The sequence below is a fragment of the Desulfovibrio legallii genome, from assembly GCF_004309735.1.
In the GTDB taxonomy this organism is placed as follows: Bacteria; Desulfobacterota; Desulfovibrionia; order Desulfovibrionales; family Desulfovibrionaceae; genus Desulfovibrio; species Desulfovibrio legallii.
Genome location: NZ_SIXC01000005.1, coordinates 127,606 through 143,938, shown reverse-complemented (window position 1 = coordinate 143,938; position 16,333 = coordinate 127,606). Strand labels below are relative to the sequence as shown.

Here is a 16,333-nt window from a genome sequence, read left to right as displayed (position 1 = left end):
ACTGACGCGGCCCGCCCCAGGCGGAGCGTGAGGAGGACATATGGAAACAGCCGATTTCCGCGGCCTGGCCTGCCCCCTGCCGGTGGTGCGCTGCCGCGACCTGCTGCGGGCGGGCGCCAAAGACCTGCGCCTGCTGGTAGACAACGAACCCGCAGTGGATAATGTAAGCCGCTTTCTGCGCGGCCAGGGCTTTGCCGTGAGTGTGGCGCAGGAAGGACCGGCCTGCTGGAGCCTTACGGCCAGCGCCGACGAAGCAGCAGGGCAGCCGCCCGCCGCGCCGGAAGCCCGCCCCGCTGCCTCTGCGGCAAAAAACGGCCCGCGTACCCTGGCGCTTATCACCACGCCCACCCTGGGCAGGGGTGATGACGGCCTGGGCGCCAAGCTCATGACCAACTTTCTGACCACCCTGCCGGAACTGGGCTCCCACCTCTGGCGGGTGATCCTCATCAACGGCGGCGTCACCTTGGCCGCCACACCGGGCCCGGCCCTGGAGGCTTTGCAGCGTCTGGCCGCCGACGGCGTTTCCGTGCTGGTCTGCGGCACCTGCCTCACCCACTACGGCCTGCTGGAAGCCAAGGCCGTAGGCGAAACTTCCAACATGCTGGACATTGTCACCAGCCTTGACCTGGCGGACAAAATCATCCGGCCCTGAACCAGACCTTTATGCTGCCCCCACGCCATTGGCCGCTGCGGTACGGCGACAAAAAACAGACAAAACGTTCGGGCGTCACAAGACCCACGGCGGCCGTTTTTTTGACTTTTTTTAGAAAAAATTTCATGCTAATCCATTGAAATAAAAAGTTTATTCACAGTTTGACACAAACCATTTACCTACGGTACACTTGATGCATCAGAAAAGGCATTCCCCGGGGAAACCGGCGGAACGGGGCGCAAGGCGCTGCCGCCGCCAGAGGAAGGTTTCTGGGGTCAGGACTGCGGGCGCGGTCCGTCCGGCAAATTCGCCGGCCAGCCTCGAACAACAACAAAGGAATGGTCATGCAGTATTCACGCTGGCTTTTTGTGCCGGCGGTCCTGGCAGCCTGTATGCTCCTGGTCGCTCCCCTTAAAGCCGACGCGGCTTCTTCCGGCGATGCTTCCGTCAAAAAGGTTTCCGCTTCTTCCAAAGCCGCCTCCAAAAAATCCGCTTCCAAAGATGTGCGCAACGCCAAGCGCAACGTCAAAAAAACCTCCGCCCAAAAGCAGAAAACGCAGCGCAAAAACGGCAAAAAGCAAAGCCGTGTGACGCGCGAAAGCGTGGACAGCCGTGACGTGTGGCTGCGCCGCGCCCAGGAAAGCGAGATCATGACGGGCAAGGCCTCCTGGTATGGCCGCGACTTTCACGGCGGCCCCACGGCCAGCGGGCTCAACTACGACATGTACACCTTCACCGCAGCTCACCGCACTTTGCCCATGGGCACTGTAGTGCGCGTCACGGACCAGGAAAACGGCAAAAGTGTCATGGTCTGTGTGACGGACCGCGGCCCCTTTGTACGCGGTCGCATCATCGATCTTTCCTACGCCGCAGCCCAGCAGATCGATATCGGCAACAAGGGCGTGGGGCGCGTGGCCCTGGAGGTTGTCAGCGACGAAAGCGGCACCCCCCTGAGCCCCGATGAAGCCTATTACGTGCGCTACAAGGCCGCCATGGGCGATGAGACCCTGGGCCCCTACCGCGCCTTTGCCGATGCTGCCGCCATGCACGAAGCCGTGCGCCAGGTCCACCCAGAAGCCGTGGTGGTGCTGGGCAACGCGGCCCAACGCTGACAAAACCCCAGGCGGATTGCCCACGGGCCCGGGCAAGGACGCCGGCCCACCCTTTACAGGGGGCCTGTCCCCCGCATACACTTGTGCCTATGGTCAGACTGTGGCTTTTTTTGCTCTGCTGCCTGCTTGTGGTCGCTTTTGCGGCCGCGCCCGCTGTTGCGGGCCCGACAGGTGCGGACCAGCCCCAGCCTGCCGCGCCCGGCAAAACCGGCGCTAAGGCCCGGCTTGTGCCGTCCAAAGCGGGCACGCCCCAAAAATCTTACGCGGGCAAGAAGGCCCCGCCCCGTCACCCGGTTGCCCACCGCCAGGCTCAGGGCTTGCACGCCCGCCCGTGGGCCTTTGGCCCGGCGGATTCCAGCCGCAACGCCTGGCAAAAGGGCCTGCCCTCCGAAAATCTGCAGCAGCGGGCCGTGGGTAAAAAATCCGGTAGTGTGGACACGGCCGCCGGCATCAATTCCGCCTTGGACAAAGCCCAGCAGGAAGAAAAAAAACGGGGCGGCATGAACGTACAGGTGGCGGACGAAAGCGCCTCCTGGCGCGAATCCCCTGCCGACCCAAACAGCGCCCCGGACGAAAATCTGACCCTGGAAAGCCGCCATGTGGTGCGCGCCTATGCGGATATGGCCCCCTCGGAGGATCTGAGCATCGGCGTGGGCCCAGAACTCATCCTTAAAAACGAACAACGCGAACGCCCCGGCAACAACCGCCAGCCCGATTCCCAACTGGGCCTGGGCATGCAGTTCAAACTGGACTTCTGAACCGCCCTTGAGCGCCTTACTCCTAGAGCAGGTTCCACACTGTATCCGCAGGCAGGCCTGCGCCCCGGCAGGACACGCGGCCCCCACGCCGTCTTCTCGGACCAGAATCAAAAAGATGCGCCGGAGGGCGACGCATGGGGCCCCGCACAGATCCGCCCGGCATCAGCCCCAAACCCTGCGCCAACGCGGGCAGTCTGCGGACCCCACCGGGCTGCCCCGGCACTGGTCCGCAACCCCTGATAAAATCCCTGCGGGATATCCCCTTGACAGCAAGGACGAAGGTCTTTACTTCTTTTGTGAAAATGGATTTCAATTTTAATCCCCGGCCATGCCGGGAGGAGTTCGCCTCATGAGCAAGGTTCTCATTCTCTACGGTTCCAGCACGGGCAACACGGAAAGCATCGCCCAGAAGCTCGCGGAGCTTATCGGCGCGGCCGGGCACGACGTGAAGCTGCTCAACGCTGCCGAAGCCTCGGCGGACAATCTGGCCGACGGTTACGACGCCGTGCTCATGGGCTGCTCGGCCTGGGGCACGGACGACCTGGAAATGCAGGACGACTTCGCCCCTCTGTTTGACGAATTCGACCAGATGAACCTCAAGGGCCGCAAGGTGGCCGCCTTTGCCTCCGGCGACCGGGAATACGAACATTTTTGCGGGGCCGTCAACGCCATTGAAGAGCGCGCCAAGGATCTGGGCGCCACCATCATCGCCGAAGGCCTCAAAATGGAAGGCGACGCCATGAACGACCCCGACGCCGTGGCCTCCTTCGCCGAAGACGTCCTCAAAAACCTCTAGCCCGTCCCGCCGGGGCGCGCGCCGCACGCGAGCCCGCGCGACAACCTCCCCCTCATAACGCACAAGGCCGGAGAACCTGCAGGTTCTCCGGCCTTGTGGCGCAGTATCACGCTGCCGCGCTACGCCTGCGGCCTGCCGTGCGGCAGCAGGCGGGCGGCGAGCAGCAGCTTGTAGGCCGCCGGCAGAATGAACATGGACAGGGCCGCTGCGCTGATCATGCCGCCAAACATGGGCGCGGCAATGCGGGTCATGATTTCCGAGCCCGTGCCCGCCGTCCAGAAGATGGGCAGCAGGCCCGCCACAGTGGTTACGGCAGTCATGGCCTTGGGGCGCACGCGCAGCACCGCGCCGTCGTGGATGGCTTCGTCCAGCTCTGCCGCCGTGGCTGTGGCGGGCGAAGCCAGACCTGGCCGTTCCGCCACGGCGTGTTTGAGATAGATGAGCATGACCACCCCAAACTCCGCCGCCAGCCCGGCCAAAGCAATATAGCCCACCCCCGTGGCCACGGACATGGCGTAACCCTTAAGGTACATGAACCACACCCCGCCCACCAGCGAGAAGGGCAGGCAGAGCATGATCAGCAGGGATTCGCGTACGCTTTTGAACTCCATGTAGAGCAGCACAAAAATGATCAGCAGGGTGGCGGGCACCATAAGCGTCAGCCGCTCCGTAGCCCGTTCCAGCATGGCGTACTGCCCGGTGAAGGACACGCTCACCCCGGCAGGCAGGCTGATCTGCTCGCGGATGGCCTTGTCCAGGTCACGCACCACGGAAACCATGTCCCGCCCGCGCGCGTCAATGTATACCCAGCCGGCCAGGCGCGCCTGCTCGCTCTTGAGCATGGTGGGGCCGGAGACCATACGCACGTCAGCCACGTCGCCCAGGGTGATCTGCTCCCCGGCGGGGGTCAGCACGGGCAGGCTCTGCAGGGCGGGCAGACTGTCGCGGTACTGCTGCGGATAGCGCAGATTGATGGGGTAACGGGCCACGCCCTCCACGGTCTCGCCAATCTTTTCCCCACCCACGGCGGAAGAAACGAAAAGCTGCACGTCCGCCACGTTCATGCCGTAGCGGGCCGCACGCTCCCGGTTGACGCGCACGTCCACATAGCGGCCGCCGGTAAGGCTTTCGGCCAGGGCGGAAACCACGCCGGGCACGCTGGCGGCCACATGCTGCACCTGCAGGGCCGTGGCGTCGATCTGCGCCATGTCCGGCCCGGACACCTTCACGGCTATGGGGCTTTTTACGCCGGTGGAGGTCATATCAATACGGTTGCGGATGGGCGGCACCCAAAGGTTGGCCATGCCCGGCAGACGCACGGCCGCGTCCAGCTCCTCAATGATTTTCTCAATGGTCATGCCTTTGCGCCACTGCTCGCGGGGTTTGAGGCGGATGGTGGTTTCCAGCATTTCCACCGGTGCGGGGTCTGTGGCCGTTTCGGCCCGGCCCGCCTTGCCGAAAACCGTATCCACTTCCGGCACGGTTTTGATCATTTTATCCGTCAGCTGCAGGATGCGGCCCACCTCGGCCACAGAAACGCCCGGCAGGGTGGAAGGCATGTAGAGCAGATCGCCTTCGTCCATATGCGGCAAAAATTCGCCGCCCAAGCGCGCAAGGGGCCAGAGGGTGGAAAGCAGCACCAGCAGGGCCACGACCAACGTCGTCCTGGGCCTGTGCAGCACGGCCCGGATGGCCGGATTGTACAGCCGGATGAGAAAACGGCTGATGGGGTTTTTCTCCTCCGACGGGATATTGCCGCGCACCCACAGGCCCGTGAGCACAGGGATGACCACCACGGACAGAATGGCCGAAGCGCCCATGGCATAGAGCTTGGTCAGGGCCAAGGGGCGGAACATCTTGCCCTCCTGCCCTTCCAGGGCAAAGACCGGAATGAACGACAGGGTGATGATGAGCAGGCTCACAAACAGGGCCGGGCCCAGTTCCACCGCCGCATCGGTGATGATTTCCCAGCGGCGCGCCTCGGTCAGGGGTTCGCCGGGCGAGGCGTCCGCCCAGCGGCGCAGCTTGCGGTGGGCGTTTTCCACCATAACCACCGAGGCGTCCACCATGGCCCCCACGGCGATAGCTATGCCGCCCAAAGACATGATGTTGGCGCTGATGCCCTGATAGTACATGGTGATAAAGGCCGCGCAGAGGGCCAGGGGCAGGGCCAGCACGGCCACCATGGCCGAACGCAGGTGCAGCAGAAAGAGCGCGCAGACCACAGCCACCACCAGGAATTCTTCCTTAAGTTTATCCGTAAGGTTGTCCACGGCGCGCTGGATGAGCTGGCTGCGGTCATAGGTAGTGACTATTTCCACGCCCTGGGGCAGACTTTTCTTCAGCTCGGTCAGCTTTTCACGCACGGCGTTGATGACCGCGCGGGCGTTTTCGCCCGAACGCAGCAGCACAATGCCGCCCGCCACCTCGCCCTGGCCGTTAAGCTCCACCAGGCCCCGGCGCATTTCCGGGCCAAGACGCACCGTGGCCACCTGCTCCAGATAGACGGGCGTGCCGTCGGCGGCGGTTTTGAGCACGATCTTGCGAAAATCGTCCAGACTTTGCAGATAGCCGCCCGCGCGCACCATATATTCGGCCTCGGCCTGCTCGATGACGGAGCCGCCGGCCTCCTGGTTGGCCTTGCCCACAGCGCTGGCAATAGCGCCCAGGGGGATGTTGTACTGCGCCAGCTTCACCGGGTCCGCAACGATCTGGTATTCCTTGACCACGCCGCCCACCGAAGCCACCTCGGCCACGCCGGGCACGGCGGCCAGCTCAAACTTAAGCATCCAGTCCTGCAAAGAGCGCAGCTCGGCCAGGTCGTGTTTGCCGCTTTTGTCCACCAGGGCGTATTCATAAATCCAGCCGATGCCCGTGGCGTCCGGCCCCAGGGCGGGCGTCACGCCATCGGGCAGCCGCCCCTGCACCTGGTTCAGGTATTCCAGCACACGGCTGCGGGCCCAGTAGAGGTCTGTCTTGTCGTCAAAAATGACGTAGACATACGAATCGCCGAAGGAAGAATAGCCGCGTACGCTGGTGGCCCCCGGCACAGAAAGCATGGCCGTGGTCAGCGGATAGGTGATCTGGTCCTCCACCAACTGCGGGGCCTTGCCCGGATAGGACGTCCGGATGATGACCTGGGTATCCGAAAGGTCGGGCAGGGCGTCCACAGGCGTATGGTAAACGGCCCAGGCCCCCCAGACGGCCAGCAGAACGGACCCCAGCAGCACAAAAAAACGGTTGCGCACGCAGGCGCGGATAAGAGCGCCGATCATGATCCCTGCCTCCCGCCGGACGTCGCAGCGCCCGCGCCGCTTTGGCCGTGATCGGGGGCATGGCCCGCCCCCGTTTGCGCCGCCGGGACAGACGGCGCATCCTGTGCCGTCTGCGGTCCACCCGAAGGCGCAGCACCTGCCGGAACTGCGGAACCGGCCGCCGGGGCCGCCGCAGTTTCCGCCGGGGCGACGTTTGCCCGCATCTTTTCCAGAGCGCCGCGCAGATTGGCTTCGGAATCAATGAGGAAGAGGCCTGTAGCCACCACGTCCTCCCCTTCCTCCAGGCCGGAGGCCACGGCCGTCTGCTCCCGCGAGGAGCGCAGCACCTCTACCCGCCGAGGTACAAAGCTGCCGTCTGCCGCGCGGACAATGACGCGCTGCTCCTCGCCGAAGTCGATGAGGCTCTGGGTGGGGATGAGCAGGCTTTCCGGCCCGCTGCCGCGCAGGCTTATGGTGGCGGTCATGCCGGGCCGGAGCAGCCCTTCCGGATTGCGCACGCTGAGGCGCAGGGGCACGGTGCGCGTGGCCGGGTCTGCGTCGGGCAGCAAGGTGAAAGATTCCGCCTGAAAAACCCGGTCCGGATAAGCCGCCACGCTGAGGCGCACGCGACTTCGGCCTGTCAGCAGGTGTACGTCGCTTTCCGGCACGTTGGCCGTTACCCATACGGGGTCCACGCCCTCTATGACGGCAATGGTCTTGTCCTTGCCCACGTTCATGCCGGGGTACACGTCCAGCGCGGTGATGATGCCCGCCACCGGAGCCTTGAGGGCCATGCGGGTCTGCACCCGGCCGGTCCTGTCCACGGCGGCCAGCATTTCTTCCGGCATGCCCGTAAGGCGCATTTTTTCCCGCACGCCGCGCACCACGGCGGGGTCGCCCTTCTGCGCCTTGAGCAGCAGGTATTCGCTCTGGTCCGCTGCCCACTGGGGCACGGTGATTTCCGCCAGGGACGCGCCCTTGGCTATGGCGTCGCCCACAGCATAGGCCTGAATTTTTTCCACAAAGCCTTCAGCCCTGGGCTGCACCCTGGCCATACTGTACTGGTTGTAGCTGATGTTGGCGGGCAGCTGCCGGGCAAAAATCAACCGACCGCGCCGCACCTTTTCCGTGCGCACGGCCAGGTTCTGCACCTGGGTTGGGTCGATGCGCACGCCCGCGCCATCGCCTGCGTCGGCATAGCGCGGCACCAGGTCCATATCCATAAAGGGCGATTTGCCCGGTTTGTCAAAGTGGGTGCCCGGATACATGGGGTCGTACCAGTACAGCACCTTGCGTTCGCCCGTGGGCGCGGCAGCCGTGCTGCCGCCGGGGGCCTCGCCCCCCGCGGCTCCCCCGTGTCCCCACAAGGCGTAGCCCAAAGCCAGGCCGCCTGTAAGCAGAGCAGCGGCCAGCAGCAGATGTTTCGCAGTCATGGCGTATTCCTTTGCGGCGCGCGGACAGGCGTCCGCGCGCCGGGCTTGGCTTTGTTAGCGGCGTTCCAGATCCACGATGACGGCCTTGGTCCCTTCCATACGGAAGTCAAAGCGCACCGCGTCGCCGGGCTTGAGACCATCCAGCAAGGCGGCGTCCTCCACGGCGAAGCCCATGGTCATGGCCGGCCAGTTCAGAGCTGTCACCGGGGCGTGCTTGATGACCGCCCTGGGCATGGTCGCGTCCACGCTCACCAGCGTCCCCTGGGCGGTATACACCTGTCCGGCGTCGGCTGCGGGGGCGTCGTGGCTCATGCCGGCCATCGGGCCGTTCTGCGTCATATCGACGGCCGGGGCCGCGCCGTGGGCCGCGTGGTCCAGGCTCTGGGCGGCAGAAACGTTGCGGGAAACAAGGCCAAAGGAGAGGGTCAGGGCCAGGGCTGCGGCAAAAGCAAAGATACGGGTATTCATGATCTTCCTCATGGTATGGGTATAAGGGTTTTGGTCAGGGCCGCACCGCGGGAGCGGGCGCGTGTTCCGTCTGCCCGCCGCCCAGAGCGGCGTAGAGGTTGCTGTCGTTGACCAGCTGGTTGCGCCGGATGGTCAAAAGGGCCTGTTCGGCGGCATAGACCGTACGCTGTGCGTCCAGCACTTCAATATAACTGATGGTTCCGCTGGCGTAACGGCCCTTGGCCAGGGCCAGCACCCGACGCTGAACCGCCAGGTATTCCTGTTGCGCCGCCAGCTGCCCGGCGTAGTGCTGCCGGGTCATGAGCGCGTCCGCCACTTCGCGGAAGGCCGTCTGCAGGGTTTTTTCATAGGTTGTCACGGAGCTTTCTTTCCGCACCGTGGCCAGATCCAGGTTGGCCTTGTTGCGTCCCGCCGTAAAAATGGGCAGGACCAGACGCGGTACAAAAGTCCAGACCGAGGCCGCGCCGTCAAACAGGCTTGTGAGCGCGCCGCTGGCGTAGCCCGCGCTGCCTGTCAGGCTGATGACGGGAAAGAAGGCCGCCCGCGCCGCGCCGATGTCCGCATTGGCGGCCCGGAGCTTGTGCTCGGCCTCCAGCACGTCCGGCCGCCGCAGCAGCACGGACGAGGCCAAGCTGGACGGCAGCGGCGCCATGACCTGCTCGGCCAGGGGTACGGCAGGGGGCAGGTTTCGCTTCTCAAAGCTGCCCAACAGCAAGGACAGGGCGTTGGCGGCCCGCACGGCCTCCTGCTCCTGCTGGGCCAGCGCCGCCTGGGCCGAAGCCGCCGCGCCGCGGGCCTGCTCCAGCTCCAGCACCGAAGCCTGGCCGGAGCGCAGCCGATTTTCCATAAAGGCGTAAGAAGCCTGCCAGCTTTGCGCTGTTTCGCGGGCCAGCTGCAGACTTTCGCGGGCCAGGCGCAGGTCGGCCCAGCTCTGGGCGATCTGCGCCACCAGGCTGATTTGCGCGGTTTTAGCCGCTTCCTCACTGGCGAGGTAGCGTTCCAGAGCCGCGCCGCTGAGGTTTTTTACCCTGCCGAAGAAGTCCAGTTCAAAAGCCGGAATCGTCAGCATGGGCGCAAACTTGTCTTTGGGTTTCTGATCATAGAAGGAACCGGAAACCGTATCACTGCCGTCCAGCGACAACTGGGGCAGGCGTTCAGCCCGTTGCACGCCGTACTGGGCGCGGGCTTCGGCTACGGCCAGCACGGCCAGCTTCAGGTCGCGGTTCTGCTGCAGGCCCTCCGCAATAAGCGCCCGCAGCTGGTCGTCGGTGAAGAAATCGCGCCAGCCCGGGGCCGCCGCATCCGCAGGCTGCCCTGCGGCCGGAGCAACGACGTCGGGGCCGTAGCCCGCATCCGTCACCGAAGACGGAATGGGGGCCGCCGGGCGCTGGTATTCCGGCGCAAGAGAGCAGGCGGCAAGCCACAGTGTCAGCACAAGGGCCACCACGGTCGGCACACGCGTAGTATCCATAAGGCACCACCTCTGGGGTCAATCCACGCAACCCGCCCGCCGCGCCGCAGGTACGGACGCGCACGAAGGTTGCCAAAACAGAATCTCGGATTGCACGCCGGACGCGCCGCGCCATTACGCGCCGCACCGGCCCGGAGGGGAGGTCTGGCCCCGGCGTTCAGGCCGCCCGCAAAGGACGGAAGGCCGCAGGCCCGACACTATCCCCGGAAGGTGGTCGAACGGGGAGGACGGAAGAGATCGTGGACAAGACGGAAAGGAAGGACGCTTTCGCCCAAAACCGCGAGGGGCTCCGCCAAAGGCGACGGCGCAGTCACGGTGAGCGCTTGCGGCAGAATGGAAGCGGAGAACTGCAGGCAGAGCTGCATGGAGCAGGCCTGCCCCGCAGGGGCGGGCGCGTCATTGGCGTGACCCGCGTTGGCGGCGCTTGCGCCGTCAACATCGGCTGACGCACCCCACCCCCCGTGCATGGCTGTGGCGCAACACGTCGCAAGCGGCGCAGCATCGCCCATGGCGCAGACCGCCCCTGCGGGCGCGGCCTGACCGCACCCGTCGGCAAAGGCGGGCTGCGCCCGGCCCAGCGCAAGCAGGGCCATGAGCAGGATGACGCATATGGAGGTTTTCCGCTTCAACATAGTTTTTTAATAAGAATAGATCGAAGCTGTGTCAAGTAAAATTTTCGGAATCATTCCTGTCTCGGCCGCTGCGGCGCACTCTTGTCAAAGCCGGCGCAGCGGGGCAGACTGGAATCAGGCCCCGCTGCGCCGGGGCCCCGTCACCCCCAACGAAAGGAAAAGGTATGTCCATACTGGTTTGCGGCGGCGCCGGCTACATCGGCTCACACAACGTGCGGCTCTTGCAGTCGCGCGGCGAAGAACCCGTGGTGCTGGACAACCTGCGCACCGGCCACCGGGCGGCGGTGCCCGCAGGCGTGCCCCTGTATGTGGGCGACATGCGCGACCCGGCCCAACTGGACGCCATTTTTGCGCGCCATAAGATAGAGGCCGTGCTGCACTTTGCGGCCTGGTCCCTGGTGGGGGAAAGCGTGGAACAGCCCCTGCCCTATTTCAACAACAATATCCATGGAATGCAGGTTCTTCTGGAAGCCATGCTGCGCCACGGCGTGGACAAAATCGTGTTCTCGTCCTCCGCCGCCGTCTACGGCGAGCCCGCCAGCGTGCCCATCCCCGAAGACACGCCTCTTGAACCCACCAATCCCTACGGCGAAAGCAAACACATCATGGAGCGCATGGCCCACTGGGCGGGCCGGGCCCACGGCATCCGCGCCGTAGTGCTGCGTTATTTCAACGTGGCCGGGGCCTGGCCCGACGGCAGCATGGGCGAAGACCACCGGCCCGAAAGCCACCTGGTGCCCCTCATCCTGCAGGTGCCTCTGGGCCTGCGGCCCCACATCACCGTGTTCGGCGACGACTACCCCACTCCGGACGGCACCTGCATACGCGACTATCTGGACGTACTGGAACTGGCCGACGCCCACTGCCGCGCCCTGCACTATCTGCGCGCCGGCGGCGCGAGCGTGGTCTGTAACCTGGGCAACGGACGGGGCTTTTCCGTGCGGGAAATGATTGACGCGGCCCGCCTGGTCACCGGCAAAGACATCCCCATCGAAATCGGCCCCCGCAGGCCCGGCGACCCAGCCCGACTGGTAGCCGCGCCGGAGCGCGCCCGCCAGGTGCTGGGCTGGACCGCCCACGCCCCGCTGGAAAGCATTATCGCCACGGCCTGGGCCTGGCACCAGAGCCATCCCCACGGCTATGAGGAGGATTCCTGATGCCCGCCATGCCCCCACTTTCGCCGCAAGAAGCCGCCGTCCTGCTGCACAAGGCCACGGAACCGCCCTTCAGCGGAGCCTATGTACATACCCAAACGCCGGGAGCTTACCTCTGCCGCCAGTGCGGCACACCCCTGTTCCGCGCCGAAGACAAGTTTGACTCCGGCAGCGGCTGGCCCAGCTTTGACGACGCCCTGCCCCAGGCCGTGCGCCGCCTGCCCGACCCCGACGGACGCCGCACGGAGATCGTCTGCGCCCATTGCGGCGGCCACCTGGGCCACGTTTTTGAAGGCGAAGGCTTTACCCCCAAAAACACCCGGCACTGCGTCAATTCCCTTTCCCTGCACTTTGTGCCGGCCGGGAAAGACCCGGCGGCCCCCACGGCCAAAGCCGCCGCTCCGCAGCCCGGCGCAACCGGGCCGGACGCGGACGCCGCCTGCACGGGGCTGGCCCTGCTGGCCGGGGGCTGCTTCTGGGGCGTGGAGGACGCTCTGGGCCGTCTGCCCGGCGTGTGTTCGGCCCAGTCCGGCTACACGGGCGGCCACACCCCCGACCCGACCTATGAAGAGGTCTGCACCGGCCTCACGGGCCACGCCGAAGCCGTGCGCCTGACCTTCGACCCCGCCCGCATCAGCTACGAACAGATCCTGCGCCGCTTTTTTGAAATCCACGACCCCACCCAACTGGACCGCCAGGGACCGGATGTGGGGGAGCAATACCGCTCCGCCGTGTTCTATGTGGATGAAGACCAGAAAAACACGGCCCTGCGGCTGCTGGACGCGCTGCGCGGCCTGGGCTACGCCGTGGTCACCCAGGTGCTGCCCGCCGGGCCCTTCTACCCGGCCGAGGCCTACCACCAGCACTTTGCCCGGCGCACGGGGCGCGGGGCCTGTCACCTTTCCGTGCCGCGCTTTTCCCGTCGGGCCGAAGACTGACCCGCCGACGCGCGTCCCCACCCGCCACAAAGGTTGCCGTCAAAAAGGGCAGAGGAGCCATCCCCTTCCCGCCGCCGCACCGCCCCTCTTCCCTTTTTGACGGCAACCCTGTAGGGTACAAGACAATGGGCCAAGCGGGGCGGCCGCCTTTGCCGCGACGCCGGGCCCCCGTCCGCACGGGGACCGACGCCGGACCAGAAGCCGCAATCCATGAGCTTGAGCCGCCTTTTCAGGAGGATACTGCCCGTCCTTTGTTCCGTACATCCGGCCAGCGCCCGACGCGCCCGCCATATCGCTTAGCAAGGGAGAAAACCATGCCTACTCCACTGGAAATGCAACGCACGTTCGCACTCGTCGGCACCGGCGGCTGCGGCAAAACGTCTCTGGCGGAGATGCTGCTCTTCAACGCCGGGGCCGTGAGCCGCCTGGGCGCCATCGAAGAAGGCAGCACCTGCCTGGACTACGAACCCGAAGAAGTGCGCCGCCGCGGTTCGGTGCAGCCCGCCTGCGCCACCTACCTTTGGAACAAAAACCGCCATTTCCTGCTGGATATCCCCGGTGACGGCAATTTTACGGGCGATATGGAATATCTGCTCAAAGGCGTGGACAGCGTGGTCTTTGTGCTGGACGCTGTGGACGGAGTGCGCCCCCTGACCAAAAAATTCTGGAGCATGGTACGCGCCGCCGGCCTGCCCGCCCTGCTGGTCATCAACAAAATGGACCGCGACCGGGCCGATTTTCAAATGGCCTTTGACGGTCTGACCGCCTTGGGCATCAAGCCCGTGGCCCTGCAGCTGCCCATACGCCAGGGCGAGACCCTGGTGGGCATGGCTGATGTGCTCGCAGGCCGGGCGCGGATGTACGGCGCCGACGGCGACGTGGCCGACGCGGACATCCCCGCGGGCCTGGCTGACGACGTAACCCTGCTGCGCGACGTTGCCGTAGAAAACATCGCCGAAAGCGATGAAGAACTCATGGAAAAATATCTGGAGGAAGGCAGCCTCAGCCCCGAAGACCTGCGCACGGGCCTGCGCGCAGGCGTGCTCAAGGGCGAGCTGACCCCGGTGCTGGCCTGCTCCTCCCTGGAAAACAAGGGCGGCAAAGCCCTGCTGGAGGCCATTGAGGCCCTGCTGCCCTCCCCCCTGGACCGCCCGGCCTTTGTGGGCGAAGACGGCGCGGAACGCGCGCCCGACCCCGAAGCCCCGGTGGCCTGCTTTGTATTCAAAACCCTGGCGGATCCCTTTGCCGGGCAGCTCTCCCTGCTGCGAGTGCTTTCCGGCACGCTCGGCGGCGATATGAATCTTAAAAACGCCCGCAGCGGCGAGGGCGAACGCCTGGGCGGGCTGCTCTACCTGCTGGGCAAAACCCAGACCCCCTGCAAGGAAGCCGTGGGCCCCGGCGCGCTGGTGGCTGTGGCCAAGCTCAAAAATACCCGCACCGGCGACACCTTGTGTGACGAAAAAGCCCCCTTCAGCCTGCCCGTGCCCGACCTGCCCCCGCAGCTCATCACCTACGCCCTGGCCCCCAAGGAAAAAGGCGAGGAAGACAAAGTCTACACCGCCATGCAGCGGCTGCTGGACGAAGACGTCACCCTGCGCCTGGGCCGCGATGAAGAAACCGGCGACATCCTGCTTTCAGGCATGGGCCAGCTGCACATTGAGCTTTCGGTAGAAAAGGCCAAACGCCGCTTCAAGGTGGATATTGTGCTCAAAACGCCCAAGGTGCCCTACCGCGAAACCGTGCGGGGCAAGTGCCAGGTGCAGGGGCGGCACAAAAAACAGTCCGGCGGCCGGGGGCAGTTCGGCGACTGCTGGATTGAGATGGAAGGCCTGCCGCGCGGCTCCGGCTATATTTTTGAAGACGCCATCGTGGGCGGCGTCATCCCCCGCCAGTATATCCCGGCCATTGACAAAGGCGTGCAGGAAGCCGCAGCGCGCGGCTTTCTGGCCGGCTGCCAGGTGGTGGACTTTCGCGTGAAGGTCTACGACGGCAGCTACCACACGGTGGACTCCTCTGAAATGGCCTTCAAAGTGGCGGGGTCCCTGGCCTTCAAAAAAGCCATGGAAACCCTCAAACCCGTGCTGCTGGAACCCATCGTCCTGCTCACCGTTTCCGTGCCGGACGAAAGCATGGGCGACGTCATCGGCGACCTTTCCTCCCGCCGCGGCAAGGTGCTGGGTTCCGATTCCCAGGGCGGCGCCACGGAAATCAAGGCCCATGTGCCCATGAGTGAAGTGCTGCGCTATGCCCCGGACCTGCGCTCCATGACCGGCGGCCAGGGCTTTTTCACCATGGAATTTGACCACTATGAAGAGGCCCCGCAGCCCGTGGTCGAAAAGGTCATGACCGAGCACCAGAAAAGCCGCGGCGAATAGCCTGCAGCCGCGCTGCGGACACTGTCACGGCGTCGGGCCCCAACGGCCCGACGCCGTTTTTCCCCACATACCGGGCGTCTGTTTACGCAACCGCCAGGGCATTGCAACGGGTTGCAATGCCCTGGCTTCGACGTGGACGGCTACACGGCCACGGGGTGTTCCCAGTCCTTGAGCACGGGCTGATAACCCAGGCGGACGAGGGAATCCATCATTTCATCCAGACTGCGGTGGTCGGTGATCTCAAACTGGCCGGGATTGTGCAGGTCTGCGGTGGCGCGGCCGCCCACGGCGGTGGAAACCCCGGCAGACACGCGAGTAACGCCCAGGGGCACCAGGTGGTCGCGCATGAAGGCGCTCTCGCGGCTGGAGCAGGTGATGCCGGCACGGGGCAAAAAGCAGCGCAGGGCTGTAACGTACTGCACCAGATGACGGTCGTCCACGCCGTGCTGCACCTCAAAGCTGCCCTCATGGGGGCAGATGCGCGGGATGGATACGCTCATATCCACGCCAGGATAGCGGCGTTGCAGCCACCAGGCGTGCAGGCCCGTGGCAAAAGCATCCTGCTCAAAGGATTCCAGCCCCAGCAGCGCGCCCAGGCCCAGACAGCGGATGCCGCCTTCGGCGGCGCGCTGGGGCGCATTGAGCCGGAAGGCATAATCGTGCTTGGGCCCCACCGGGTGCAGCCAGGCGTAGAGTTCCTGGTTATACGTTTCCTGAAACATGGTCATGCTTTCCACGCCGGCGGCCGCCATCAGGGCGTATTCCTCGGTGGTGAGGGAGTAGACCTCAATGCCCACAGAAGCGAAGCGCGGCTTGATGCGCCTGGCCACGGCGGCGATGTATTCCGGGGAAGAGAGCTTGCGGGCGTCGCCCGTGAGCAGCAGAATATGCTGGAAGCCCCTGTCCGCAATGGCAAAGGCCTCGGCGCAGGCCTCGTCTACGCTGAGGTGACGGCGAGGCTGTTTGTTTTTGGCGTTGAAGCCGCAGTAGCGGCACTGGTTGGTGCAGACGTCCGAGATGTAAAGGGGCGTGAAGATGTTGACCGCCCGGCCGAAATACCGCTGGGTGAGGCCGTGCGCCCTGCGGGCCAGGGCTTCCAGATGCGGCTGGGCCGCTGGCGAGAGCAGGGTTAAAAAATCGGCCGGGGTGAGCGATTCCTTTTCCAGCACGGCCAGGACGGCATCGCCCGTGGCGCGGGCCGCACCGGCGCTGCGGCGCTCAGTCGGCCATTGCTGCAGATATTCTTCAAAGGTTTCCATAGGTCACCTGTCGTACGTTCTTTGCAGATTG

General features: G+C 65.1%; 13 protein-coding genes. 7 read left to right on the top strand and 6 right to left on the bottom strand.

Annotation, left to right across the window (positions count from 1 at the left end):
• Positions 1–40: 40 nt before the first annotated feature.
• From yedF to EB812_RS05320, 4 genes are all read left to right on the top strand, one after another.
• Positions 41–652, top strand: a complete 612-nt coding sequence (gene yedF / locus EB812_RS05335; RefSeq protein ID WP_118230189.1) for a sulfurtransferase-like selenium metabolism protein YedF — start codon at positions 41–43, stop codon at positions 650–652.
• A 344-nt stretch (positions 653–996) separates the two neighbouring features.
• A complete protein-coding gene (locus tag EB812_RS11895; RefSeq protein ID WP_118230190.1) occupies positions 997–1,764 on the top strand; it encodes a septal ring lytic transglycosylase RlpA family protein in 768 nt (255 codons plus the stop codon).
• 83 nt (positions 1,765–1,847) lie between these two features.
• Positions 1,848–2,522 carry a hypothetical protein gene (locus EB812_RS05325; protein WP_130957901.1) on the top strand — a complete coding sequence of 225 codons (675 nt, stop codon included), beginning with the start codon at positions 1,848–1,850 and terminating at the stop codon, positions 2,520–2,522.
• Positions 2,523–2,871: 349 nt separating this feature from the next.
• Positions 2,872–3,318 (top strand): flavodoxin, encoded by a 447-nt coding sequence (locus EB812_RS05320; RefSeq protein WP_118230192.1) that lies wholly within the window; start codon positions 2,872–2,874, stop codon positions 3,316–3,318.
• Positions 3,319–3,437: 119 nt separating this feature from the next.
• On the opposite strand, the gene EB812_RS05315 is transcribed toward EB812_RS05320, so the two are convergent.
• The 5 genes from EB812_RS05315 to EB812_RS05295 all read right to left on the bottom strand — a co-directional run bounded on the left by EB812_RS05315 (position 3,438) and on the right by EB812_RS05295 (position 10,576).
• Entirely contained in the window at positions 3,438–6,593 is a 3,156-nt protein-coding gene (locus tag EB812_RS05315) for an efflux RND transporter permease subunit (RefSeq protein WP_118230193.1), read from the bottom strand.
• On the bottom strand, positions 6,590–8,005 hold the full coding sequence (locus tag EB812_RS05310) for an efflux RND transporter periplasmic adaptor subunit (protein ID WP_118230194.1): 1,416 nt from the start codon (positions 8,003–8,005) through the stop codon (positions 6,590–6,592). The genes EB812_RS05315 and EB812_RS05310 overlap by 4 nt, the downstream gene beginning before the upstream one ends.
• A gap of 54 nt (positions 8,006–8,059) precedes the next feature.
• The gene (locus EB812_RS05305) at positions 8,060–8,473 is read right to left on the bottom strand and encodes a copper-binding protein (protein ID WP_118230195.1); all 414 of its coding nucleotides are present in this window, start codon (positions 8,471–8,473) and stop codon (positions 8,060–8,062) included.
• A gap of 34 nt (positions 8,474–8,507) precedes the next feature.
• A complete protein-coding gene (locus EB812_RS05300) occupies positions 8,508–9,944 on the bottom strand; it encodes an efflux transporter outer membrane subunit (protein ID WP_118230196.1) in 1,437 nt (478 codons plus the stop codon).
• Positions 9,945–10,141: 197 nt separating this feature from the next.
• A complete protein-coding gene (locus tag EB812_RS05295) occupies positions 10,142–10,576 on the bottom strand; it encodes a hypothetical protein (RefSeq protein ID WP_118230197.1) in 435 nt (144 codons plus the stop codon).
• 164 nt (positions 10,577–10,740) lie between these two features.
• Here EB812_RS05295 and galE point away from each other — a divergent pair, with 164 nt between their 5' ends.
• The 3 genes from galE (at position 10,741) to EB812_RS05280 (ending at position 15,043) form a co-directional block, all read left to right on the top strand.
• Positions 10,741–11,733: a UDP-glucose 4-epimerase GalE gene (gene galE, locus EB812_RS05290; RefSeq protein ID WP_118230198.1), complete on the top strand. Its 993-nt coding sequence runs from the start codon at positions 10,741–10,743 to the stop codon at positions 11,731–11,733.
• An 8-nt stretch (positions 11,734–11,741) separates the two neighbouring features.
• Positions 11,742–12,668 (top strand): bifunctional methionine sulfoxide reductase B/A protein, encoded by a 927-nt coding sequence (locus tag EB812_RS05285; protein WP_118230227.1) that lies wholly within the window; start codon positions 11,742–11,744, stop codon positions 12,666–12,668.
• A 314-nt stretch (positions 12,669–12,982) separates the two neighbouring features.
• On the top strand, positions 12,983–15,043 hold the full coding sequence (locus EB812_RS05280) for an elongation factor G (protein ID WP_118230199.1): 2,061 nt from the start codon (positions 12,983–12,985) through the stop codon (positions 15,041–15,043).
• Between the two features lie 140 nt (positions 15,044–15,183).
• On the opposite strand, the gene thiH is transcribed toward EB812_RS05280, so the two are convergent.
• Positions 15,184–16,302 (bottom strand): 2-iminoacetate synthase ThiH, encoded by a 1,119-nt coding sequence (gene thiH / locus EB812_RS05275; RefSeq protein WP_118230200.1) that lies wholly within the window; start codon positions 16,300–16,302, stop codon positions 15,184–15,186.
• Between the last annotated feature and the right edge of the window lie 31 nt (positions 16,303–16,333).

Bases quoted from the DNA above. Each gene is read 5' to 3' on its own strand.
- yedF (WP_118230189.1), top strand. From the start codon at position 41: ATGGAAACAGCCGATTTCCGCGGCCTGGCCTGCCCCCTGCCGGTGGTG.
- EB812_RS11895 (WP_118230190.1), top strand. From the start codon at position 997: ATGCAGTATTCACGCTGGCTTTTTGTGCCGGCGGTCCTGGCAGCCTGT.
- EB812_RS05320 (WP_118230192.1), top strand. From the start codon at position 2,872: ATGAGCAAGGTTCTCATTCTCTACGGTTCCAGCACGGGCAACACGGAA.
- EB812_RS05315 (WP_118230193.1), bottom strand. From the start codon at position 6,593: ATGATCGGCGCTCTTATCCGCGCCTGCGTGCGCAACCGTTTTTTTGTG.
- EB812_RS05310 (WP_118230194.1), bottom strand. From the start codon at position 8,005: ATGACTGCGAAACATCTGCTGCTGGCCGCTGCTCTGCTTACAGGCGGC.
- EB812_RS05305 (WP_118230195.1), bottom strand. From the start codon at position 8,473: ATGAATACCCGTATCTTTGCTTTTGCCGCAGCCCTGGCCCTGACCCTC.
- EB812_RS05300 (WP_118230196.1), bottom strand. From the start codon at position 9,944: ATGGATACTACGCGTGTGCCGACCGTGGTGGCCCTTGTGCTGACACTG.
- EB812_RS05295 (WP_118230197.1), bottom strand. From the start codon at position 10,576: ATGTTGAAGCGGAAAACCTCCATATGCGTCATCCTGCTCATGGCCCTG.
- galE (WP_118230198.1), top strand. From the start codon at position 10,741: ATGTCCATACTGGTTTGCGGCGGCGCCGGCTACATCGGCTCACACAAC.
- EB812_RS05285 (WP_118230227.1), top strand. From the start codon at position 11,742: ATGCCCCCACTTTCGCCGCAAGAAGCCGCCGTCCTGCTGCACAAGGCC.
- EB812_RS05280 (WP_118230199.1), top strand. From the start codon at position 12,983: ATGCCTACTCCACTGGAAATGCAACGCACGTTCGCACTCGTCGGCACC.
- thiH (WP_118230200.1), bottom strand. From the start codon at position 16,302: ATGGAAACCTTTGAAGAATATCTGCAGCAATGGCCGACTGAGCGCCGC.